Origin of the sequence: Microbacterium sp. SLBN-154 (assembly GCF_006715565.1) — a bacterium.
Taxonomy (GTDB): domain Bacteria; phylum Actinomycetota; class Actinomycetes; order Actinomycetales; family Microbacteriaceae; genus Microbacterium.
The window spans coordinates 1,982,080-2,003,586 of sequence record NZ_VFNL01000001.1 but is presented as its reverse complement, the minus strand read 5'-3'; the positions used below and the strand labels follow the sequence as shown (position 1 = coordinate 2,003,586).

At 70.0% G+C, this 21,507-nt stretch carries 21 protein-coding genes and 1 tRNA gene; 6 read left to right on the top strand and 16 right to left on the bottom strand.

All coding sequences use genetic code 11. The annotated features are described in order from the left end of the window. Window positions 1-50: 50 nt before the first annotated feature. A complete protein-coding gene (locus FBY40_RS09745; RefSeq protein WP_124293134.1) occupies window positions 51-434 on the top strand; it encodes an RNA polymerase-binding protein RbpA in 384 nt (127 codons plus the stop codon). On the opposite strand, the gene lnt is transcribed toward FBY40_RS09745, so the two are convergent. The 9 genes from lnt to FBY40_RS09700 form a co-directional block, all read right to left on the bottom strand. Then, window positions 435-2,033, bottom strand: a complete 1,599-nt coding sequence (lnt, locus tag FBY40_RS09740) for an apolipoprotein N-acyltransferase (RefSeq protein ID WP_141938338.1) — start codon at window positions 2,031-2,033, stop codon at window positions 435-437. Next, window positions 2,030-4,504, bottom strand: coding sequence for a DEAD/DEAH box helicase (locus tag FBY40_RS09735; protein ID WP_141938335.1), 2,475 nt, complete (start codon window positions 4,502-4,504; stop codon window positions 2,030-2,032). The genes lnt and FBY40_RS09735 overlap by 4 nt, the downstream gene beginning before the upstream one ends. 22 nt (window positions 4,505-4,526) lie before the next feature. Continuing rightward, complete coding sequence (gene tatC / locus FBY40_RS09730) at window positions 4,527-5,282, bottom strand: twin-arginine translocase subunit TatC (protein ID WP_141938333.1); 756 nt, start codon at window positions 5,280-5,282, stop codon at window positions 4,527-4,529. A 62-nt stretch (window positions 5,283-5,344) separates the two neighbouring features. Continuing rightward, window positions 5,345-5,599 (bottom strand): twin-arginine translocase TatA/TatE family subunit, encoded by a 255-nt coding sequence (tatA, locus tag FBY40_RS17570; RefSeq protein ID WP_141938330.1) that lies wholly within the window; start codon window positions 5,597-5,599, stop codon window positions 5,345-5,347. Between the two features lie 41 nt (window positions 5,600-5,640). Further along, entirely contained in the window at window positions 5,641-6,639 is a 999-nt protein-coding gene (locus FBY40_RS09720) for a helix-turn-helix transcriptional regulator (protein ID WP_141938328.1), read from the bottom strand. Further along, entirely contained in the window at window positions 6,636-7,643 is a 1,008-nt protein-coding gene (locus FBY40_RS09715; RefSeq protein ID WP_141938326.1) for a helix-turn-helix transcriptional regulator, read from the bottom strand. The genes FBY40_RS09720 and FBY40_RS09715 overlap by 4 nt, the downstream gene beginning before the upstream one ends. Window positions 7,644-7,690: 47 nt before the next feature. Continuing rightward, window positions 7,691-8,647, bottom strand: coding sequence for an FKBP-type peptidyl-prolyl cis-trans isomerase (locus FBY40_RS09710; protein WP_141938325.1), 957 nt, complete (start codon window positions 8,645-8,647; stop codon window positions 7,691-7,693). Between the two features lie 9 nt (window positions 8,648-8,656). Then, on the bottom strand, window positions 8,657-9,646 hold the full coding sequence (locus FBY40_RS09705; protein ID WP_141938323.1) for a tRNA (adenine-N1)-methyltransferase: 990 nt from the start codon (window positions 9,644-9,646) through the stop codon (window positions 8,657-8,659). Further along, entirely contained in the window at window positions 9,643-10,329 is a 687-nt protein-coding gene (locus FBY40_RS09700) for an HAD family hydrolase (RefSeq protein ID WP_235014752.1), read from the bottom strand. The genes FBY40_RS09705 and FBY40_RS09700 overlap by 4 nt, the downstream gene beginning before the upstream one ends. Before the next feature lie 86 nt (window positions 10,330-10,415). On the opposite strand from FBY40_RS09700, the gene FBY40_RS09695 reads away from it, so the two are divergent. Further along, complete coding sequence (locus FBY40_RS09695; protein WP_141938321.1) at window positions 10,416-11,282, top strand: PAC2 family protein; 867 nt, start codon at window positions 10,416-10,418, stop codon at window positions 11,280-11,282. A 19-nt stretch (window positions 11,283-11,301) separates the two neighbouring features. On the opposite strand, the gene FBY40_RS09690 is transcribed toward FBY40_RS09695, so the two are convergent. Both FBY40_RS09690 and FBY40_RS09685 read right to left on the bottom strand, forming a co-directional pair. Then, a complete protein-coding gene (locus FBY40_RS09690) occupies window positions 11,302-12,132 on the bottom strand; it encodes an undecaprenyl-diphosphate phosphatase (RefSeq protein ID WP_141938319.1) in 831 nt (276 codons plus the stop codon). A 40-nt stretch (window positions 12,133-12,172) separates the two neighbouring features. Continuing rightward, window positions 12,173-13,474 (bottom strand): M20/M25/M40 family metallo-hydrolase, encoded by a 1,302-nt coding sequence (locus FBY40_RS09685; RefSeq protein ID WP_141938318.1) that lies wholly within the window; start codon window positions 13,472-13,474, stop codon window positions 12,173-12,175. A 141-nt stretch (window positions 13,475-13,615) separates the two neighbouring features. On the opposite strand from FBY40_RS09685, the gene FBY40_RS09680 reads away from it, so the two are divergent. Continuing rightward, window positions 13,616-13,700: transfer RNA gene (locus FBY40_RS09680), tRNA-Leu, on the top strand. A 48-nt stretch (window positions 13,701-13,748) separates the two neighbouring features. Here FBY40_RS09680 and FBY40_RS09675 read toward each other — a convergent pair. Both FBY40_RS09675 and FBY40_RS09670 read right to left on the bottom strand, forming a co-directional pair. Beyond that, a complete protein-coding gene (locus FBY40_RS09675; RefSeq protein WP_141938316.1) occupies window positions 13,749-14,876 on the bottom strand; it encodes a VIT1/CCC1 transporter family protein in 1,128 nt (375 codons plus the stop codon). Between the two features lie 83 nt (window positions 14,877-14,959). Then, complete coding sequence (locus FBY40_RS09670; protein WP_141940117.1) at window positions 14,960-16,768, bottom strand: DEAD/DEAH box helicase; 1,809 nt, start codon at window positions 16,766-16,768, stop codon at window positions 14,960-14,962. Between the two features lie 131 nt (window positions 16,769-16,899). Here FBY40_RS09670 and FBY40_RS09665 point away from each other — a divergent pair, with 131 nt between their 5' ends. After that, window positions 16,900-17,730: an SGNH/GDSL hydrolase family protein gene (locus FBY40_RS09665; RefSeq protein ID WP_141938314.1), complete on the top strand. Its 831-nt coding sequence runs from the start codon at window positions 16,900-16,902 to the stop codon at window positions 17,728-17,730. A gap of 6 nt (window positions 17,731-17,736) precedes the next feature. Here FBY40_RS09665 and FBY40_RS09660 read toward each other — a convergent pair whose 3' ends face one another. Next, window positions 17,737-18,549 carry a TrmH family RNA methyltransferase gene (locus tag FBY40_RS09660; RefSeq protein ID WP_141938312.1) on the bottom strand — a complete coding sequence of 271 codons (813 nt, stop codon included), beginning with the start codon at window positions 18,547-18,549 and terminating at the stop codon, window positions 17,737-17,739. Window positions 18,550-18,654: 105 nt separating this feature from the next. Between FBY40_RS09660 and FBY40_RS09655 the strand changes: the two genes are divergently transcribed. After that, entirely contained in the window at window positions 18,655-19,509 is an 855-nt protein-coding gene (locus FBY40_RS09655; protein ID WP_442922863.1) for a Sir2 family NAD-dependent protein deacetylase, read from the top strand. A 37-nt stretch (window positions 19,510-19,546) separates the two neighbouring features. Continuing rightward, a complete protein-coding gene (locus tag FBY40_RS09650) occupies window positions 19,547-20,161 on the top strand; it encodes a histidine phosphatase family protein (RefSeq protein ID WP_141938308.1) in 615 nt (204 codons plus the stop codon). On the opposite strand, the gene FBY40_RS09645 is transcribed toward FBY40_RS09650, so the two are convergent. Both FBY40_RS09645 and FBY40_RS09640 read right to left on the bottom strand, forming a co-directional pair. Further along, window positions 20,151-20,960 carry an HpcH/HpaI aldolase/citrate lyase family protein gene (locus FBY40_RS09645; RefSeq protein ID WP_141938306.1) on the bottom strand — a complete coding sequence of 270 codons (810 nt, stop codon included), beginning with the start codon at window positions 20,958-20,960 and terminating at the stop codon, window positions 20,151-20,153. The genes FBY40_RS09650 and FBY40_RS09645 overlap by 11 nt on opposite strands. A 5-nt stretch (window positions 20,961-20,965) precedes the next feature. Next, window positions 20,966-21,496: a MaoC family dehydratase gene (locus tag FBY40_RS09640; RefSeq protein WP_141938304.1), complete on the bottom strand. Its 531-nt coding sequence runs from the start codon at window positions 21,494-21,496 to the stop codon at window positions 20,966-20,968. Window positions 21,497-21,507: the final 11 nt, after the last annotated feature.

Here is a 21,507-nt window from a genome sequence, read left to right as displayed (position 1 = left end):
TCCGCCCAGGCGGGGGCGTTATACCTGATCAGCGACGGAAGGACCACACAATGGCAGACCGCAGTCTTCGCGGCATCCGACTCGGCGCCCAGAGCCTACAGAGCGAAGAGGGCGTCGTGTTCCATGAACGCGTACAGCACATCTATTCCTGCACGTCCTGCGGGCGTGACACCACATTGACCTTCGCGGCAGACGCCGAGGTGCCCCAGGCCTGGGAATGCCGCACATGCGGCTCCGAGGCGCTCCTGCGCATCGGCGAAGGCACCGCGACGGTCGATCACAGCGACGAGAAGGCACCCCGCACCCACTGGGACATGCTCCTGGAGCGGCGCACGATCCCTGAGCTCGAAGAGCTGCTCGAAGAGCGTCTCGCTTTCGTCCGCGCCCGCCGCGGCGCTGCCGACGACACGTCGAAGGGCAAGCTCAGCGCCTGATCAGGCTCTGACGTCCCTGTCGACGCCGGTCTCCTCGGAGGCCGGCGTCTTCGTCTGCGCGCGCTCGCGAACCCGCAGCGCGATGCCGACCACGGCGAGGGCGAGGAGACTGCCCCAGCCCAGCAGCACCTGCACGGCGGGGCCGATCACGACGGCAGGTGTGAGTCCGGTGCGCAGCGGAACATCGGCGAGCATCTGTCCGGCGGTATCCGCCGGCAGGCTGTCGAGGGTCGTCCCGTCCGGAGCGATCACCTGGCTGGTGCCCACCGTTGAGAGGTTCACCACGGAACGGCCGGTCTCGATCGCGCGCATCCGCGCGAAGGCCAGCTGCTGGAGGTTCTCATCGGTGTCGCGGAAGTCGGCGTTGTTCGTCTGGAACACGTACATTTCCGCGCCGTCACGCGCACCCTCCCAGATGACGGCGTCGTAGATCACGTCGAAGCAGATCGCCAGCCCGACCCCCACGCCGTCGACGTCGATGAGCGGAGGGTTGTCGCCGGGCGTGTACTCGCGCTGGATCAGACCGACGAGATCCGGGACGATCCGTTCGAAGAACCACCGGTCCGGGACGTACTCCCCCATCGGGACCGGGTTGCGCTTGTCGTGGAACGCCACGGGGTTCTCCGCCTCCGCCTCCCACAGCATGGACGTGTTGAACGTCAGGTCGCCACGGTCCGTGGCGGCGTTGACGAGCAGCGGTGCCCCGAACTCCTCGGCCAGGGCGTCGAGGGTCGCCGCGGTGGTGCTGTCCTGCAGCGGGTCGTAGTCGATGCCGCCCTCCGGCCACACGAGCAGATCGAGATCCTCCTCGGCCAACGGTGCAGTCGCTTCGAGCTGGGCGTTCAGGATCGCGTACGGCGTGCGTTCATCGAAGTAGGCCGAGGGCCCATTCCCCTGCACCGCGCCGACCCGGAGATCACCGGACGGGGTGGTCGGGAAAGCCGGGACGGCCACGAGCAGCACCACGGCTGCGATCGCGGGAAGCGCGGTGCGAACGTCGCGCAGACGACCTGCCCGCAGCCACTCGATGATCGCGGCGGTGGCGGTCACGATGAGGAAGGTGAGCCCGGCGACCCCCGTCCACGAGGCGATGTCGGCCAGTGGGCTCTCGGACTGGCTCATCCCGATCCGCCCCCACGGGAACCCGGTGTAGGGCCAGGAACCCATGAACAGTTCGCGGGCGGTCCACAGCCCGCCGACGAGAAGCGGCAGAGCGGTCAGCTGTGCCACGCGCGCCGGCAGCACTCGCGGCAACCATCGGTAGGCGAGGGCGATCGGGATCGCGCCCACCCCCATGAGGATGGCCTGCAGACCCGACAGCGCCAGCCAGGGGATCGGGCCGAGGTAGCGGGTGATCCAGATGATGTGGATGAGGTGGAAGGAGGCGCCGAAGACGAAGCCGACGAGGACGGCACCGCCGATGCTCCGGCCGATGAGGGACACCAGGGCGAAGGCCACGCCGACGAACGCGAACGGCCACCACCCCACGTCCGGAAAGGCCAGATCGAGGATCGGGCCGGCGACGGCGGCGGTGAGAACCGCCGCCCAGAGCGGGAGGAGCGGACGTAGGACTCCGCGAACCGCGGACGAGGCGCTCATACCGACGAGTGTGCGACGATGCCGCGCCGGACCGCATCCAGCGCCGAGCGCGCAGTCCGTCCCACCTCGGTGTCGGCGACGATCGAGAGCTGGTCCAGGAGGTCGATGGTCTGCTTCGCCCAGCGCACGAAGTCGCCCGCGGCCATGTCGGCCTCTTCCAGGACGCGGTCGAGCATGCCTCCGCGTGCCCAGGTGTGCATGGCCAGGGCCAGGCCGCCCGAGGGCGGTTCCGACCCCGGCAGATGATGCTCGCGCTCGAGGTCGTCCAGACGCTGCCAGAGCGTCAGCGTCTCGGCGAACACCGGACGGAATGCACCCCGCGGGAGCGCGTTCTCACGACCGTCCTCGCGCCGCGGCTCGAAGACGAGGCAGCAGGCGAGAGCCGCCAGGGATGCAGCATCCAGCCGATCCCAGAGGTGCAGCCGGAGCGACTCCGCCACCAGCAGATCGCGCTCGCCGTAGATGCGCCTCATACGGCGCCCCTCGGCGGTCAGGTGGGTGGCGCCGGCATCGTCCACATCGACGTAGTGGACCGCGGTGAGCACATCGACGACGCGGTCGAACACCCGCGCGACGGTGCCGGTGCGGCTGTCGATCTGCCGACGCATCCGCTGGACGTCACGGTCGAGACGGTGATACCGCTCGCCCCAGCGAGCATGACTCTCCCGGTCCGGGCACGAGTGACACGGATGACGCTGCATGCGTTTGCGCAGGGATGCGAGTTGTCGCTGCCGGCTCTCCCGGAGGCCCCGCGGCGCCGTGGCATCCCTTCGGTTGATCTTCTCGAGGTCGCTGAGCTCACGTCGGATCCCGGCGTACTCCACGAAGTCGCCCCGGTCGCAGGCCATCGCCGTCGCGTAGCCCGCCAGCGACTCCTCGGCCTCTTTGACCTGCCGGGCGATCCCGACCACCGAACGGTCCGCTTGGAACTGGGCGAAGGACGATTCCAGAACCTCGCGCGCCCGGGGCCGACCGAACTGGTCGATGAGGTTGACGGCCATGTTGTAGGTCGGACGGAAACTCGAGTTCAGCGGGTAGGTGCGCCGAGACGCCAGAGCGGCGACCTGCTGCGGGTCCATCTGCTCGGTCCACTGGATGACGGCATGCCCCTCGACGTCGATGCCCCGCCGACCCGCGCGCCCGGTCAGCTGCGTGTACTCGCCTGCGGTGATCGCGACGCGCGCCTCGCCGTTGAATTTCTCGAGCTTTTCCAGCACGACGGTCCGCGCCGGCATGTTGATCCCCAGCGCCAGCGTCTCGGTGGCGAAGACCGCCTTGACGAGCTTGCGCTGGAACAGTTCCTCGACGACCTCTTTGAAGGCGGGGAGGAGACCGGCATGGTGGGCGGCGACACCCCGCTCCAGGTTCTCCCGCCACTCCCAGAACCCGAGCACGGCGAGGTCCTCATCGCCGAGCGTGCGGGTCCGCTCCTCGACCACCTCGCGGATGACGTCACGCTCCTCCCGGGTGGTGAGCCGGAGTCCGGCGCGGCGGACCTGCTGTACGGCCGCGTCGCAACCGGCTCGGCTGAAGATGAAGAAGATCGCCGGCAGCAGATTGCTGCGCTCGAGGAGTCGCACGACGTCGGGACGATCGATCCGCTCGATGCTGCGGATGTTCGAGGGCCGCACCGGCCGCACCCCGCCCCGCGGAGGCCGACGACGGCTGGGATCGCTTCGGATCTGCTGGGCGCGGCGGTTGTTCTCGAAGCTCGTGCCCTTGAACGACCGCAGTCGCATCAGCTCCTGGTTGACCTGCGCGGTGGCCACCCCGGCCCGGTCGTCGAAGAGCGGCAGGAGGTCGCCACGGACCAGAACGTGCTGCTCGAGCGGCACCGGACGGGTCTCGGAGACGATGACCTCGGTGTCGCCGCGCACGGTGTCGAGCCAGTCGCCGAACTCCTCGGCGTTGGACACCGTGGCCGACAGGGAGACCAGCCGCACACTCCGGGGCAGATGGATGATGACCTCCTCCCAGACGGCGCCGCGGAAGCGATCGGCGAGGTAGTGCACCTCGTCCATGACGACGTAGCGCAGGCTCCTCAGCGCCGGAGAGTCGGCGTAGAGCATGTTGCGGAGCACCTCGGTGGTCATGACGACCACCCGGGCGTTGCCGTTGATGTTCGTGTCGCCGGTGAGCAGGCCGACCTCGTCGGGACCGTACTCGTCGACGAGCTCGCGGTACTTCTGATTCGACAGGGCCTTCATCGGGGTGGTGTAGAACGCCTTGTCATGGGGTTCGCGCATCGCGAGGTGGATGGCGAACTCGCCGACGATCGTCTTCCCGGCACCGGTCGGGGCGGCCACCAGGACGCTCCGCCCCTCCTCCAGCGCCCGGCAGCTCTCGATCTGGAACGGATCGAGTTCGAACGGTCGCGATGCGGCGAAGGCGGTCGTGATCGGATGCCCGCGCTGCTCACGAGAGGCCGCGGCCGCGCGGGCATACCGCTCGGCCGGCGAGGGCTCGCTCATCAGGCCGACCCGGGCGGTGTCATCAGCTCGCCCCGGGCGGCAGGAGTGCGGCGTCGCGGCGGGACCGGCGGCTGTCGAACAGCAGAGACAACCCGGCGGCAGCGAAGAAGAGGACGACAAGGATCCCGGCCAGCATCAGCATGCTCACGACATCGGCAGCGGGGGTGGCGAGAGCAGCGAAGACCGTGGCGATCAGAACCGCGGCGCGCCAGCCCTTCAGAATCGCACGACCGCTCATGACGCCCGCGAGATTGAGCGCGACGAGGAAGACCGGCAGAACGAACGAGACGCCGATGACGATCATCAGCTTGAACACGAAGTCGTAGTACTCGGCGGCGTTGTAGAAGTTGGTGCCGCCCTCGGGGGTGAAGCCCCACATCAGGTCGATCACGTGCGGGACGATGAGCACGCCGACCCAGCAGCCGAGGAAGAAGAGGGGGACGGCAGCGGCGACGAAACCGATCGTGTAGCGGATCTCTTTCCGCGTGAGCCCCGGCATCACGAACGCCCAGACCTGCCACAGCCACACCGGAGCAGACAGGAACAGTCCGATCGAGAACGCGATCCGCATCCGCATATCGAATGCGGACGTCACGGTGGTGAAGTTCAGCGCGGAGAAGTCATCCCCGCGGGTTGCCGCGATGTCCCGGATCGGACCGGTGATCCAGTAGATGATCGGATCGGTGATGATGAAGGCGACGACCATCCCCACCACGAGGGCGATGACCGCGAACATCAGCCGTCGGCGCAACTCCAGCAGGTGCGCACTTAGCGACATGCGTTTTTCGCGCCGCGGCTCGCTGTCGTCTGTCCGGGCGCGCTCAGCCGTGGCCACGCCGATCAGGTGTTTTCAGACGGCCTGCCCAGGCTCGCGTCGGACGACGCGGTGGGCGGGTTGGAGGGTGCCGGTGAGGCCGCCGGTGTGTCGGCGGGCTTCACGTCCTCCTCTTTCATCGCCTTCATCTCACCCTTGAAGACTCGGGCCGACTGGCCGACGCTCTTGGCGAGAGCAGGCAGCTTCGCAGCGCCGAAGAGCAACAGGATGACCGCGAGCAAGACAAGAAGGTGAGGCCACCCGAAAGCGTTGCCGAGCATCAGGACTCCTTAGGTCGGGTTTTCAGTCTAACCCGCGACGTCTATGAACCGGCCGGTGGCGGATCGGCGCGTTCGGTGTACTGCGCGAGCCCCGCGCGAGCCCATTCCGCAGCCGCGCGACGGGCCCCCTCGGGCGAGACGATCTCGACCACGCCGCCGCGACGTGCCGCGAGGCGGCGCAGCGTCGTCTCATCGGCGACGCGCAGAGTGGCGATCGCTTCGTCGCCGTTCCGCACGACGGTCGCCCGATCGAGGTAGTCGCCCAGCAGCGGCGCCAGCGACGCACGGAAGCGGATGCGGGCGATGACCTCTCCCCCGCCGTCGGTCGGTTCGAACCAGCCGGGTGCGGCGTCTTCGCTGTGCGTGCTCGGGATGTCGGTGATCCGCAGATCGCTGACCCTGTCCAGGTGGAACGTGCGCATCGCCTGACGCAGGTGGCACCATCCCTGCAGGTACCACTGGCCATCGGCGATGTGCACCTTGACCGGGTCGACCGTGCGGGTGGTCGGCTCCGACTCGGGCGCCTTGTAGGTGAAGGTGACGGCGACACGCTCGCGCAGGGCGACCGCCACCGCCTCGCGCACGTCGTCGACGGGGCTCGGCGCGACGATGACGTCGGCCGGTTTGGCCGACGCCCCCTGCGAGAGCTTGGCGAGGAGACCGCTGTACACCTCGGTGTCGCCGACTCCCGGGATGGTGCGTGCGAGCTGAAGTCCCGCGACGAGTGCAGCCGCCTCGCGAGCGGTCAGTCGCGGAGACCGCTCGAGGCCGACGGAGTGCGTGATGGCGATGACGTCCCGGGTGTCGAGGAGATCCCAGTCGATGTCGAACAGGTCGTTCGCCATCTGCCAGTAGCCCCGTTCGCCCGGAAGTCCGATGACGGTGAGCTTCTGCACCATGTTGCGCATCTCGTCGGGGGTCACATCGAATTCTTCTGCGGCCTCGGCGATCGACACCTCGCCCTTGCTGATGAGGTAGGGCACCAGCTGCAGGATGAGCGCTGCCCGGTCCGTGGCCACCAGTGGACGTCGCGCGCTCACGAGACGCCCCCCGGCACGCCGTCGTGGCGCGCGAGCGCCCCCCGCAGGCGGGAGATGACGAGCGCGCGCAGTCCCTCGGGAGCGACCACCCGCACCTCGGGGCCGTACGAGGCCAGCTCGTCGGCGAGAACGTGGACGTCGACGAACGGCACGTGGATCCCCTGACCGGCCGGGCGTCCCCGACGGGCGAGGCGCAGCGCCGCCTCGGTGCCGGGGTCGACCTCGAGGTGGGCGAGCTGGCGTTCAGCAAGGTCCTGCAGTTCCGCCAGCGCCCTCTCACCCGCGCCGTCGCGCAGCGCCGGGTCGAAGGTGTCGCGGGTGACGGCGACGTCCCCGACGATGCGGCTGAGGAGGAAGGTGCGATCGGCGTCGAGATTCAGGTCGCGTCCGAACACGTGCCATCGGGCCTCGTACTCGACGAGGGCAAGGGGTCTGACCCGTCGCAGCCGCTCGTTCTCGTCCCCGGGGCGCACGTAGGGGAAGGTCACCACGCGACTCTGCTCGATGGCGCGCTGCAGCACAGGGAACGAGGGCTCGCGGGCGCTGATGCGCGGCGAGTATCCGATGATCGGCTCATCGACGTCGATGCCGAGGGCACGGATCTTGCGCAGACCGCTGCGGGCCTCGGCCGACAGCGACCCCTCGCTCCACACCTCCCCGGCGAGGTTCAGCAGCGCCAGTTCGGCGGGCGTGAAGTCGATGTCCTCGGGAAGGGAGTACTCCGACTTCGGCACCCGATACCGCGCGTCGCGCAGATCGTCGGGATCGGCGAAGTCGCCGATCGTCTCGATGGGAACGCCGAGGCCGCGGAGGTTCTCCTTGTCCCGTTCGAACATCTTCTCCAGTGCGTCCTTCGACGCGCCGGATTCGGTGTGCTCGCGATAGCCCGAGACCGAGCGGAGGATCGTGTCCTTGGTCAGTCCCTGCTCCGTCGCCATGAGGGCGACCACGAGGTTGACCAGGCGCTCCTCCGGCGGATTCTTCGTAGGGGTGTTCGCCGGCACCCCCTCATCCTAGGCGCGGCTGGGCGAAGATCCGGAAGGCGCGGAGGTCAGGAGATCTCGTCGAGTCCGAGGATGTCCACGACGAACACCAGGGTCGCGCCACCGGGAATGCTCCCCTGGCCCGCGTCGCCGTACCCCTGGTCCGGCGGAACGACGACCATCACCTGCGATCCGACCGTCTGGCCCTCCAGCCCCGCGGCGAAACCGGGAACGACGTCGTCGAGCGCGAACGAGACCGGTGCCTGGCCCCAGGAGGAATCGAACACCGTCTTGTCATCCCACAGCACGCCGGTGTAGGCAACGCGCACCGGCACGTCGCCGGTCACCTCGGGCCCGTCACCACGGATGAGGGTCTCCACGACGAGGTCGCTCGGCGCAGCGGCGTCCGGGACGATCACACCGGGTGTGCCGTCGGCGGCGCGGACGACGGAGGGGAGGTTGAAGCCGGCGTTGAACTGCAGTGCGCCCGCAGCCCGGGGCAGATAGGCCTTGCGGACGTCGATGACGGCGACCGCCGACTCATCCTCGGCGAGACCGATGCTGGCCGCCGCCTCCGGCAGGATGTCGCCGGGCGCGAGGCCGACGACCACGCGCGACCCCTCGGTCGCGCACTCCAGCGCGTCTTCCAGAGCAGGGATCGGGGTGTACCACTGCGACATCGGCGCCACGCGGGCGATGTCGTCGTCGTAGGGGGTCTGGATGAGCACTTCACCGGTCTCGCCGCTGACGATGGTGACATCCAGCAGAGCCGCCTGCTCGGTCGCGGTCAGCGCTGCTCCGTTGCCGGCCTCGAGGTCGGTGTGAGAGGTCGAGCGGACCTGGAACGGCGTGTACAGCTCGACCTCGGGGGCGCTCCCCAGGTCACCGTCGACGGTGACGAGGGAGTCGAGAGAAGATCCGGATGACGCGGGCCGGTCGCATCCCGCAGCCGGGACGCTGGTGCATCCGACCAGGGTCAGCGCGGACAGGCCGACGACGGCGAGCAGAGCGGGGAGTTTTCGCACCCGGCTAGTTTAGGCGGACCCCTGGGCGCCCCCTGTGCGGGCATCGGCGGCGCGCTGCGCCTCGCGGACGCGTTTGCGCAGATTCTTGTCGGTGATCTCCCGGTCGCCCACGGCGCCCGGCGTCCACAGCTCGACGTCTTCATCGCCGTAGCTCGACTTCGACGCCCGGCGCTTGCGCTCGGGGAGCACGGCGCCCGGGGCGAGCCGGCGGGCGGTGAGCAGGAAGCCGGTGTGGGCGACCATCCGGTGATCGGGGCGCACAGCGAGTCCTTCGACGTGCCAGCCGCGCACCATGGTCTCGTTGGCCTCGGGGTCGGTGAACAGGCCGGTGCCGCGGATGTACTCCGCGACCCGGCTCAGCTGCGTCGCGGTGGCGACGTAGCAGATGACGACGCCGCCGGGGACGAGCGCATCGGCGACCGCGTCGATGCAGTCCCAGGGCGCGAGCATGTCGAGGACGACGCGGTCGACGGTGCCGTTCTCCAGGTTCTGCGGCAGCTCGTCGACGAGGTCGCCGACGACCACGCGCCACGCGGGCGGCTCCTCACCCAGGAACGTCGCGACGTTCGCGCGCGCGACCTCGGCGAAGTCCGCCCGCCGTTCGAAGGAGACCAGCCGCCCTTCCGGTCCGATCGCGCGCAGGAGCCAGAGCGCCAGTGCGCCGGAACCGACGCCGGCCTCGACCACGGTGGCACCGGGGAAGATGTCGGCGTCGGCGACGATCTGCGCGGCATCCTTCGGATAGACGATCGCCGCACCCCGGGGCATGGACATGACGAAGTCGCGCAGCAGCGGTCGAAGGGCGAGGTATTCGTGCCCCCCGCTGCCGACGACCACGGAACCGTCGGGGATGCCGATGATGTCGCGGTGGGCGAGGACGCCGTGATGCGTGTGCAGCTCCCCGTCCTCTCGGAGGGTGACCGTGTGCAGTCGCCCCTTGGGTCCGGTCAGCTGCACCCGCTCGCCGACGCGGAAGGGTCCGCTCCACCGGCCGCTCATGCGTGGGCGCCTTCGCGGGCGATGCGGAAGGTGTGGAACGCCTGCAGGTCCGCCGTGGTGCGCCCTTCCAAGCTCTCCCAGATCGTGTGCGCCCCCGCCCCGGTGAGGGAGACCATCAGCGGCACCCCGATCACGGAGGCGCCCGACGCGACGGCCGAGCGCAGTCCGTTGGGGGAATCCTCGATCGCGACCGTGTCCGCCGGGGCGACGCCGAGAAGGTCGCACGCCTGCAGGTACGGATCGGGGAAGGGCTTGGGGCGGGTCGCGTCGTCTCCGGCGATGACGACGTCGAACGCCGGGAAGTCGATGAGCTCCACCACGGTGGTCGCCATCCGGCGCATGGACATGGTGACGAGGGCCGTCTTGACGCCGTTGGCCTTGAGATCTCGCAGCAGTTCCTGGGCGCCGGGGCGGAACGGCACGCCGGTGACGGCGAGCTGTCGCATCACCTCGTCGGTGAGGTGATCGATGATCTCGTGGATCCCCATCCGCACACCGGCGTTCTGGAAGATGCGTGCCGATTCCTCCAGTCCCAGGCCCACCAGGCCCAGTGCCTGCTCGTGAGACCAGGTCCCGCCGAAGCGTTCGACCAGCGGAGTCTCCGCCGCCATCCAGTAGGGCTCGGTGTCGACCAGTGTGCCGTCCATGTCCCAGAGGACGGCGGCGAGGGAGGGGGAATGCACTGCTCAAGGCTACCGGGCGCCCCCGTCCGGCCCACGCGACGCCTATCCTGGGTAGCAGCCCGCGCCGGCGGGCCGAGGGAGGTCCTGTGGAGGGTCTGGGACGCAGGGTGATCGTCGCGGCGTTCGACGGATGGAACGACGCGGGAGAGGCCGCGTCGTCGGCCCTGGCGCAGATCCGCGGGACGGACGGCTACGAATCCGTCTTCTCCGTCGACCCGGAGCTGTACTTCGACTACCAGTACACCCGACCCCAGGTTTCCATCGACGGCGAGGGACGGCGGAAGCTCTCCTGGCCCGAGACGAGTCTCCTCCGGCCGGTCCGGCAGACCCGCGGCACCCAGCTCTGGCTCCTCACCGGTGTCGAGCCGGCGCGCGCCTGGCAGGCGTTCGCCTCCGAGATCATCGACGCGGCCCTCCGGGAGGACGTCACCGGCTTCGTCGCCCTCGGCTCGATGATGTCGGATGTCCCGCACACCCGCCCGATCTCCGTCTTCGCCGGCAGCGACAACGAGCAGCTGCGCCAGTCCCTCGACCTCGAGAAGAGCACCTACGAGGGACCGGTGGGCATTCTGAGCGTACTCGCGCACGCGGCCGAGGCCGCAGGCATCCCCACCGCGAGCCTGTGGGCGAGCGTGCCCCACTACGTCGCGGGGCACACCCCGTCGCCGAAGGCTACGCTGGCGCTCCTGGATCGCCTCGAGGATCTCACGGGCGCGCAGGTTCCTCGTGGCGATCTGTCCACGGAGGCGGCCGCCTGGGAGGCCTCGATCGACGCCGCGGCGGCGGACGACGAGGAGATGACTGAGTACATCCGGCAGCTCGAGCGGACCCGCGACACGTGGGATTCTCCGGAGGCCTCGGGCGACGCCATCGCCCAGGAGTTCGAACGCTACCTGCGTCGCCGCGGCGACGGACCGACCAAGCCCGGCCGGGACGACCCCCGCCGTTCCTGATCGGAACCGTCGTTCCCGATCAGTAGGGCTGCAGCACCCCCACTGACAGCAGCACGATGAGCAGCGTGCCCAGCGCCAGTCGGTAGATGACGAACGGCAGGAAGCTGCCGCGCTTGAGGTAGCGCATCAGGAACGCGATGACCGCAAGGCCGACACCGAAGGCGACCACGGTCGCCACCGCCGTGTCGAGCTGGCTGTAGGGTCCGCCGGGTTCTTCGAAGCTCTGCAGCAGCTCGTAGAACCCGCTGCCGAACACCGCGGGCACGGCGAGCAGGAAGGCGTACTCGGCCGCGGCGGGGCGGGTGTAGCCGAGGGCGAGGCCGAGGGTCGTGGTCGCACCCGAGCGCGACACACCGGGGACGAGGGCGAGCGCCTGCGCGAAGCCGAGCGCGAGGCCGTGCGGATAGGTCAGGTCGCTCAGCTCCCGCCGACGCGCGCCCCACCGGTCTGCGGCGCCGAGGAGCAGTCCGAACACGATGAGCACGATCGCCACGAGCCAGAGGTTGCGGAACGTATCGCGGATGACATCCTGCAGCAGGAATCCGAGGACGCCGATCGGGATGGTGCCGATGATGATCAGCCATCCCATGCGGGCATCGGGGTCGTTCCTGGGCACCCGCCCGGCCAGTGACTGCGCCCACCGCGAGATGATGCGGACGATGGTCTTCCAGAAGTAGAGCAGGACCGCCGCTTCGGTGCCGATCTGGGTGATCGCGGTGAAGGTCGCCCCGGGGTCCTCCGCCGACGGCAGGAACTCCCCCACGATGCGCAGGTGTGCGCTGGAGGAGACCGGGAGGAATTCGGTGAGGCCCTGGACGATGCCGAGGAAGATCGCCTCGATGAGCTGCATGTGCGCCTTTCGGTGGACGGGGAGGAGTGGCGGCGCTGCGTCAGCAGGTGCGCAGCAGGTCGGTGAGCACTCGCTGACCGAACTCGAGCGCCGCGATCGGCACCCGCTCGTCGACGCCGTGGAACATGCCGGTGAAGTCCAGATCCGCAGGGAGGCGCAGCGGTGCGAATCCGTACCCTGCGATCCCGAGCTCGGCCAAGGCCTTGTTGTCGGTGCCGCCTCCCATGAGGTAGGGAATGACGGGGGTGCCTGGATCGTGTGCGCCCAGCGCCCGCACCATCGCGTCCACGAGGTCGCCGGAGAAGGGCACCTCGAGCCCGATGTCGCGGTGGACGACCTCCACCTCCACGTCGTCGCCGATGATGCGACGGATGTCGGCCAGAGCGGCGTCTTCGGTGCCGGGGAGCACGCGGACGTCGATGAGCGCCTCCGCGCGATCGGGGATGACATTGTGCTTGTATCCCGCGGTCAGCCCGGTGGGGTTGGTGGTCGTCCGCAGCGTCGCGCGGAGGAATCCCGCCGCGGGGCCGGCCTCGGCGGCCAGCTCGTCGGGGTCGTCACCGGCGCGGCCGGAGAGCTCGCCGAGAGCGGCCACGAGCTGCGACGTCGTGTCGGTCAGCGTGACCGGCCACGCGGTGCGGCCGAGCGCCGCCACCGCTTCAGCGAGGCGGGTGACGGCATTGTCGGGGTGGAAGCTGCTGCCGTGGGCGGCGCGTCCCCGGGCGATGAGCCGGATCCACACGAGCGCCTTCTCCCCCACCTGCAACAGGTAGGCGCGACGGTCTGCGACGCTGATCGAGTAGCCGCCCACCTCGCTGATGGCCTCCGTCGCCCCGGCGAACCACTCGGGGCGGTCGCGCACGACGAGCTGGGACCCTTCGATGCCACCGTTCTCCTCATCGGCGAAGAACACCAGCACGAGGTCGCGATCCGGTTTCTCGCCCGCGCGGAGCATCTCGGCGACGGAGGCGAGGATCATCGCATCCATGTCTTTCATGTCGACCGCTCCGCGGCCCCAGAGCATGCCGTCGCGCACCTCGCCGCCGAAGGGATCGACACTCCAATCCTCGGCCACGGCGGGGACGACGTCGAGGTGGCCGTGCAGGACGAGGGCCGGCCGATCGGGATTCCGGCCCGGCACGCGGGCCATCACGTTCGTGCGCCGATCGATGGGTTCGTAGTACTCCGGCTGCAGTCCCAGCGACTGCAGGAAGGCACCGACGTATTCGGCGGCCTCGCGCTCGCCGCGGGATCGGCCGCCGCCGAAGTTGGTGGTGTCGAATCGGATGAGATCCTGGGCGATGCGGGCGACTTCGGGGAGATCGGATCCGGGCGTCGGCATGCGGACTAACCTACCCGCCCCCGGTGCCCGCGATCTGCGGCCCGATCCGACGCCCTCCGGGGTCGCCGGCCCGCCCGTGCGCACGAGCGGCCCCGCGGACGTGGTAATGTCGATCCTCGGTTGCACGACCGAAACACCCATGCGCGGGTGGCGGAATAGGTAGACGCGCTAGCTTGAGGTGCTAGTGCCCGTATAGGGCGTGGGGGTTCAAGTCCCCCCTCGCGCACAACAAGAAAAACCCCCGGTTCGCCGGGGGTTTTTCTGTTCTTCGCCGTCATCCCACGGCGACTCCGAAGATCAGCCCGAGAACGTAGGTGACCGCCGCGGCCGCGTAGCCGATGGTGAGCTGGCGCAGTGCCCGGCGCAGCGGCGGGCCGCCCGAGAGCAGTCCGACCATCGCGCCGGTGGCCAGGAGCGCGATGCCGACGAGCACCAACGCGGAGACCATGGCGATCGTCCCCGACAGCCCGAACAGCCACGGCAGGAGCGGGATCACAGCGCCCGAGGAGAAGAACAGGAAGCTCGACAGCGCCGCACCCCAGTCGCGACCGATGACATCGTGCGCGTCGGAGTCCTCGGCGGCCAGCCGGAAGGGGACGCTCCGGTCCGCGTCACGGGCCGCGCCGACGACCGCTCGCGCCCGCGCGTCGGCATCGGCCTCCGACATCCCCCGCGTGCGGTAGACCAGTGCGAGCTCGTTGGCGTCCAGGTCGAGGTCGGGAAGGACGTGGTCGGCGTCGTTGTTCGGCTCGGTGGCCGCCAGAAGCTCCCGCTGCGAGCGCACGGAGACGAACTCCCCCGCCCCCATCGACAGCGCGCCGGCCAGCAGTCCCGCCACGCCACTGAAGAGGACGAACGAGGGGGCGACGCCGGTGGCGCCGATACCCATCACCAGGGCCATGTTCGAGACGAGTCCGTCGTTCGCGCCGAACACGGCGGCACGGAACGAGCCCGACAGTCGTCGACGACCCCGGGCAGCCAGCCCGCGCACCACTTCCTGGTGGATGCGTTCGTCGGCGGCCATCGAGGCCGAGGCGAAGGGTTCGGCCTCGTAGGGCGATCGCGCCTCGGCTCGCTGAGCGAGCGCGAGGACGAAGATCGAGCCGAAGCGCCGTGCCAGCAGTGCGAGCACGCGGGTGCGCACATCCGGACGTGGCAGCCGGTCGGGCTCACCGCCCAGCATCTCGAGCCAGTGCGCCTCATGCCGGCCCTCGGCCTCGGCGAGGGCGAGGAGGATGTCACGCTCCTCCCCTCCCCGTCGGGCGGCGAGCTCACGGTAGACGCGCGCCTCGGCGCGTTCGTCGACGAGGTACTGCGCCCACCGGCGACGGTCGCGAGCGGTGATGTGAGCAGGGGCGGCGGGCACGCGGAATCGACCTCGTTTCGGGGGGGGTGGGAACATCTCCACGCTAGCCACCGGCACCCCGCGGGCCCCTACCAGGACGCGGATTGCCAGCATTTCGGACGACCGAAGCGGCGCCCCGCTCAGGACCGGACGCGTGCGCGCAGCACATCGATGCGCGCCTGCAGCTGCGCCACGGTGGCGTGCGAGACGGCGGGCCCACCGCAGATGCGCCGCAGCTCGGCGTGGACGGCCCCGTGCGGTTCACCGCTCTGCCGGGCGTACAGGCCGACCAGGCTGTTGAGGAGCTGACGCTGCTCCTTGAGGGTGCGGTGCAGGGCCGCGGGGGGTGCAGGCGTCGCCGGTTCGGAACCCGTGGCCGCGGCTGATTCACGAACCTTGCGATGACGACTCTGGCGCGCCTGACGCTGCAGCAGCAGCTCGTGGACATGCTCGGGTTCGAGAAGGCCCGGAAGTCCGAGGAACTCCTCCTCCTCCGGAGTTCCGGGCACGGCGAGCTGACCGAACTCACGGCCGTCGAACATGACGCGGTCGAAGTGGGCGGCCGACCCGAGCGCCTGGAAGGTGAACTCCTGCGTCAGCGCGTCGGAGGCCTTCTCCTCGCGCTCGGCGGCGTCCATCAGGTCTTCTTCGGCGTTCCACTCGTCGTCGCCGTCGGTGTCGCGGTCGAGGGCATGATCGCGTTGGCGCTCCAGCTCGTGAGCGAGCGCGAGCAGCTGCGGCACGTTCGGCAGGAACACGCTCGCGGTCTCGCCGCGACGCCGAGCACGGACGAAACGCCCGATCGCCTGGGCGAAGAACAGCGGGGTGGACGCCGACGTGGCGTAGACCCCCACGGCCAGGCGCGGAACATCGACACCCTCGGACACCATCCGCACCGCGACCATCCACCGCGACGTCCCCGCCGAGAACGATTCGATCCGCGACGACGCCTCCGCCTCGTCGGAGAGCACGACCGTGGGTCGTTCCCCGCTGATCCCCTCCAGGATCGCGGCGTACGCCCGCGCCGCGGTCTGGTCGGTCGCGATCACCAGACCACCCGCATCGGGCACCTGCTCGCGCACCTCGCTGAGTCGACGATCGGCAGACCGGAGAACCGCGGGAATCCAGTCTCCCTCGGGGTCGAGTGCGGTGCGCCACGCCTGCGAGGTGATGTCCTTGGTGTTGTCCTGTCCGAGCTGGGCCTCCATCTCATCGCCCGTCTTGGTCCGCCACCGCATCTGCCCGGCGTAGACGAGGAAGATCACGGGGCGCACGACCCCGTCCTCGAGGGCCCGGCGATAGCCGTAGGCGTAATCGGTCCGGGAGATCCTGATGCCCTTGTCGTTGGGGTGGTACTCCACGAAGGGGATGGGCGCGGTATCGCTGCGGAACGGGGTTCCCGACAGCAGCAGCCGCCGGGTCGCCCGACCATAGGCCTCCCGAAGCGCATCACCCCAGCTGAGGGCGTCGCCGCCGTGGTGGACCTCGTCGAGGATGACGAGGGTGCGCGCGGAGTCGGTCAGGTGCTGATGGACCGAGGGCTTCACCGCGACCTGCGCGTACGTCACCGCAACCCCGTGGTACTGGCGGGAGGGCGCGACGAACCGGTTGCTGAACGCCGGATCCAGGCGCAGCGACACGCGTGCGGCCGCATCGGCCCACTGCGACTTCAGGTGCTCGGTGGGGGCCACGACGACCACGCGGTCGACCACCCGGCGCCGAAGGAGCTCGGTGGCCAATCGCAGCGCGAAGGTCGTCTTGCCGGCCCCGGGGGTGGCCGCCGCGAGGAAATCACGCGGTCCCGCCCCCTCGCCGTCGGGGCCGTCGAGCGAGAAGTAGAGGTCCAGCGCCTCGGCCTGCCAGGCGCGCAGCCGCTGCGCGGTGCCCCACGGCGCCCGCTGCGGCCAGGTCGGCGACAGGTGCTCGGCGGCGAAGCTGCCGAGATGGATGTCGGTGTCGCCGGCGGTGTCGGTCAGAGCGGCCTCGTCCACAGCTCCCCCTTCCCGAACACGACGAGTCACCACGATAGACGACGCCTCGGACGCTACCCTCGACACAAGCCACGAGCCGAGGAAGCGCCATGTCGACCACCCCCGACCACCCGAGCCCCTATGCCGCGAACCACGAACTGCATCCCTGGCGGCGATTCGTCGCCCTGGGCGACTCGTTCACCGAGGGCATCGGCGATCCCGAGCCCGGTTCGCCCGGCGGGCACCGAGGCTGGGCCGACCGGGTGGCCGAGGTGCTCTCCCGTCAGGTTCCCGATTTCTCCTATGCCAACCTCGCGATCCGGGGTCGACTGATCCGTCAGATCGTCGACGAGCAGGTCGAGCCCGCCCTCGAGCTCAAACCCGATCTGGTCACCTTCTCCGCCGGCGGCAACGACGTGATCCGTCCGGGCTCGGATCCGGACGTGGTGGCCGACATCTTCCACGACGCGGTGGTGCGACTGTCCGCCTCCGGTGCGACGCTCGTGGTCTTCACCGGCATCGACACGAATTTCACCCCGGTGTTCCGCGGCATCCGCGGCAAGGTCGCCATCTACAACGAGAACATCCGCGCGATCGCGGAGCAGTACGACTGCATCGTCGCCGACCAGTGGGCTCTCAAGGAGGTGCAGGACGTGCGCTTCTTCGACGACGACAGGCTCCACTACAACTCGCTCGGTCATCACGAAGTCGCCCGGATGGTGCTGCGCACCCTGGCCGTGCCCGACGACCTCCAGCCGATGGCGCCCGATCCCCTGCCGGTGCGCACCTGGCGTCAGGCGCGGTCGAACGACCTGGTGTGGGCGCGGGAATACCTCGTGCCGTGGGTGCTGCGACGACTGCGCCAGCAGTCCTCGGGCGACACCGTCGTGCCCAAGCGGCCCGAGCCCCTGCCGATCATCCGGTCGACGGACGACTCCTGAGCGGCGTCACGGCGCCTCGCGCGTGAGTGCCCACAGGGCCACCGCGCTCGCCGCGGCGACGTTGAGCGAATCGACACCGCCCGTCATCGGGATGGTGACCACCGAATGGGCGTCGGCGAGACTTCGGCGCGACAGACCGTGTCCTTCGCCGCCGAGGAGCAGGGCGACCCGATCCGGCCGATCGCGAGCGAAGGCGTCGAGGGTCACCGCATCCTCGGCCAGGGCGAGCGCGACGACGTGGAAGCCGGCCGATGCCAGCTCGGCGGCGCTCGAACGCGGGTCGGCCAGCCGCGTCCACGGCACTTGGAAGACGGTCCCCATCGACACGCGCACGCTCCGGCGGTAGAGCGGGTCGGCGCACCGCGGTGACACCAGGACGGCGTCGGCACCGAGCCCGGCGGCATTGCGGAAGACCGCACCGACGTTGGTGTGGTCGACGATGTCCTCGAGCACCACCACCGTCCGCGCCCCCGCGACGGTGTCGGCCACGCTCCGAAGGGCCGGACGGTGCATCGCGGCGAGGGCCCCACGGTGCACGGCGTATCCGGTGAGGGCCTCGGCGACGGCCGGCGGGACGACGAACACATCGACCTCGGGTGTCTCGGCCAGAAGCGGCATGACGTCGTCGACCCACTTGCGCTGCACCAGGACCGAACGCGGACGATGCCCCGCCCCCAGGGCCCGGCCGATCACCTTCGCCGACTCCGCGATGTACAGCCCCTCATCGGGTTCGCGCACCCTTCGCAGAGCGACATCGGTGAGGTCGCGGTAGTCCGAAAGGCGATCGTCGTCCGGATCGTCGATCTCGTGCAGCTGCATCCGACCACTCTCGCACCCGGACGTCTCGTAACATCGCCGAAAAGCGCCGGGCCTAGAGTCCCTCACCTGCACCCGGCGACCTACACTCGGCGAAGGGAGGTGTCTGTGACCGTCACGACCGATCTGAGCTCTCAGACGCCGGCCGTCTCCGAGGCGTTGGACGTGCTCCGAGGCCGTCGGCTGGCGATCCTCACCGGCGCCGGGGTGTCGACCGACTCGGGGATCCCCGACTATCGCGGCGAGGGCGCTCCGGTACGCACCCCGATGACGGCGCAGCAGTTCCTCGGCGACGCCGCCGCCCGTCGCCGCTACTGGGTGGGCTCCCATCTCGGATGGCGAGCGTTCGCCGCCGCGAGCCCGAACGCCGGACACGGGGCGATCGCCGACCTCGAGCATCGCGGCATCGCAGCCGGAGTGGTCACTCAGAACGTCGACGGTCTGCATGTGCGCGCGGGGAGCCGCCGTGTCGTGGAGCTGCACGGCACGATGCGCCGCGTGTTCTGCACGCACTGCGGCCAGGTGTTCGACCGCCGCGACCTCGCGGTCCGGGTCGAGCGCGACAACCCGTGGCTGACCGTGCCGGACGCGGTTCCCCTCGGACCCGATGGGGATGTCGTGCCCTCGGCGACCGACGGTTTCATCCTCCCCGACTGCACGGTGTGCGGCGGCATGCTCAAGCCCGATGTCGTGTTCTTCGGCGAGTTCGTCCCGGCCGAGAAGTTCCGCGAGGCCGAGCAGATCGTCCGCACGGCCGATGCGCTGGTGATCGCCGGGTCGTCGCTGGTGGTCAATTCCGGCATCCGCCTGCTCGAGCGCGCGCGACGTCGGAAGCTCCCCGTGGTGATCATCAATCGGGGGCAGACGCGCGGAGATGCGCGGGCCACGGTCAAGATCGACGCGGGTACGTCTCCGGTCCTGCGTTTCCTCGCCGACAACCTCCCGGTGCCCGACGCCCGCTGAGGGCGGACCCTCAGCCGGGCCCCGGTACGCTCGTGCGGTGAGCTCACTGATCCTGGTCCGCCACGGCGAGACCGACTGGAACCGCGCCGGTCGCATCCAGGGGCTCACCGACATCCCCCTCAACGACACCGGCCGCGCGCAGGCCCGTGAGGCCGCGGAGCAGCTGCGCACAGAGCTCGCGAACACGACTCAGGATGCCGCAGAGGGCGCTGCCATCGTCTCCAGCGACCTGCAGCGGGCGTCGGAGACGGCCGACATCATCGCCGCGGCGCTGGGCCTTGCAGCGCCGCGCCGATATCCGGGCCTCCGCGAGCGCGCGTACGGGGAGGCGGAGGGTCTGGTCACTGCGGAGTTCCAGCGGCGCTGGGGCCATTGGCACATCGCGGACGTGCCGGGAGCGGAGACGCGAACCGACCTCCGCGCCCGCGCGATCGCGACGCTGCTGCGTGCGCGGCAGGACGCGGCCGTCGGCGGGACGATCCCCCCGCTCATCGTTGTCGCGCACGGAGCGCTCATCCGCGAGGTGATCGGGCACGCCACCGAGGACCGCCTGCCCGAGCCCGGCGTCCGACTGCCGAACGGCTCGCTGCACCGCTTCGAGATCGAGGGTGGCGCACTCCGGCCGGCGCTGCCGGCCGACCTCACCCGGTGACGGCGGCGCGGTCCATCACCGAGCGTGCATGCCGGAGGACCGGCTCATCGACCATGCGTCCCTCGTGGGTGAACACGCCGGGTCGATCCTCGGCGACAGCGAGGAGACTCCGCGCCCAGGCGATCGTCGCCTCGTCGGGCCGGTACGCACGGCGGATCACGGGGACCTGCGAGGGGTGGATGCAGGCGGTGGCGGTGAATCCGGACGCCGCGGCGTCGGCGGCCTCCCGCGCGAGCCCCTTCACATCGGCGATGTCGAGGTGCACCGCGTCGATGGCCGCCTTGGCGTGGGCACCCGCCGCCAGCAGCACGCGCGCGCGGGCGTAGCGGGCGATGTCCCGGTAGCGCCCGCTGCTCTTGCGGCTGGACGTGCCGCCAAGGCTTGCCACGAGATCCTCCGCGCCCCACATGAGGCCCACCACCTGGTCGTGGGCGGCGAGCTTCTCCGCGGCGGCCACGCCGCGAGCCGTCTCGCACAGGGCGACGATCGAGAAACGGCGGTCGATGGCCCGCAGCGTCTTGGCGCTCTCGGCCTTGGCGATCATCACGGTGCGGAAATCGGTCTGAGACAGGGTCGCCATGTCGGCGGCGAACGCCTCGGTGCCCACCGGATTCACCCGCACGATCACGCGGGACGGGTCGAGGTCGGCGTCGATCAGGGCGCCGCGCGCGGCGGTCTTGCGGTCGGGGCCGACAGCATCCTCGAGGTCGAGGATGACGGCATCGGCGCGCTCGAGCGCCTTGCCGAAACGTTCGGGCCGGTCGGCCGGGCAGAAGAGGAGAGCCGGTGCGGGCAGCATCCCTCTCACACCTCCTCTGAGGTCCCGGCGGCGGCGCGGGCCGTCCCGCCGTCGGCATCCCGGCACCACATCAGGGCGACCCGGGTGGCGGAAGCGACCACGACGCCGTCCTGATTCCGCCCGGTGTGGCGCATGGTGACGATCCCCTGACCCGGACGGGATGCGGACAGACGCGCGTCGAGGATCTCCGTCTCGGTGTAAAGCGTGTCACCGTGGCGGAGCGGGGCGGGGAAGGTGATGTCGGTCATCGCGAGCTGCGCGACGAGGGTCCCGAGCGTCAGCTGCGACACCGAAGCCCCGACCATCGTCGCCAGGGTCCACATCGAGTTGACGAGCCGCTCGCCGAAGGGGCTGTCGGCGGCCCACGCGGCATCCAGATGGAGGGGCTGGGAGTTCATCGTCAGTGCCGAGAACAGCACGTTGTCGGTCTCCGTCGCCGTTCTCCCGGGTCGGTGCGCGTAGCGGGCTCCGACGTCGATCTCGTCGAAGTAGAGTCCGCGTTGAATGACGGCGGGGCGCTCGGAGTTGTCGTTCACGGTGCCGCCCA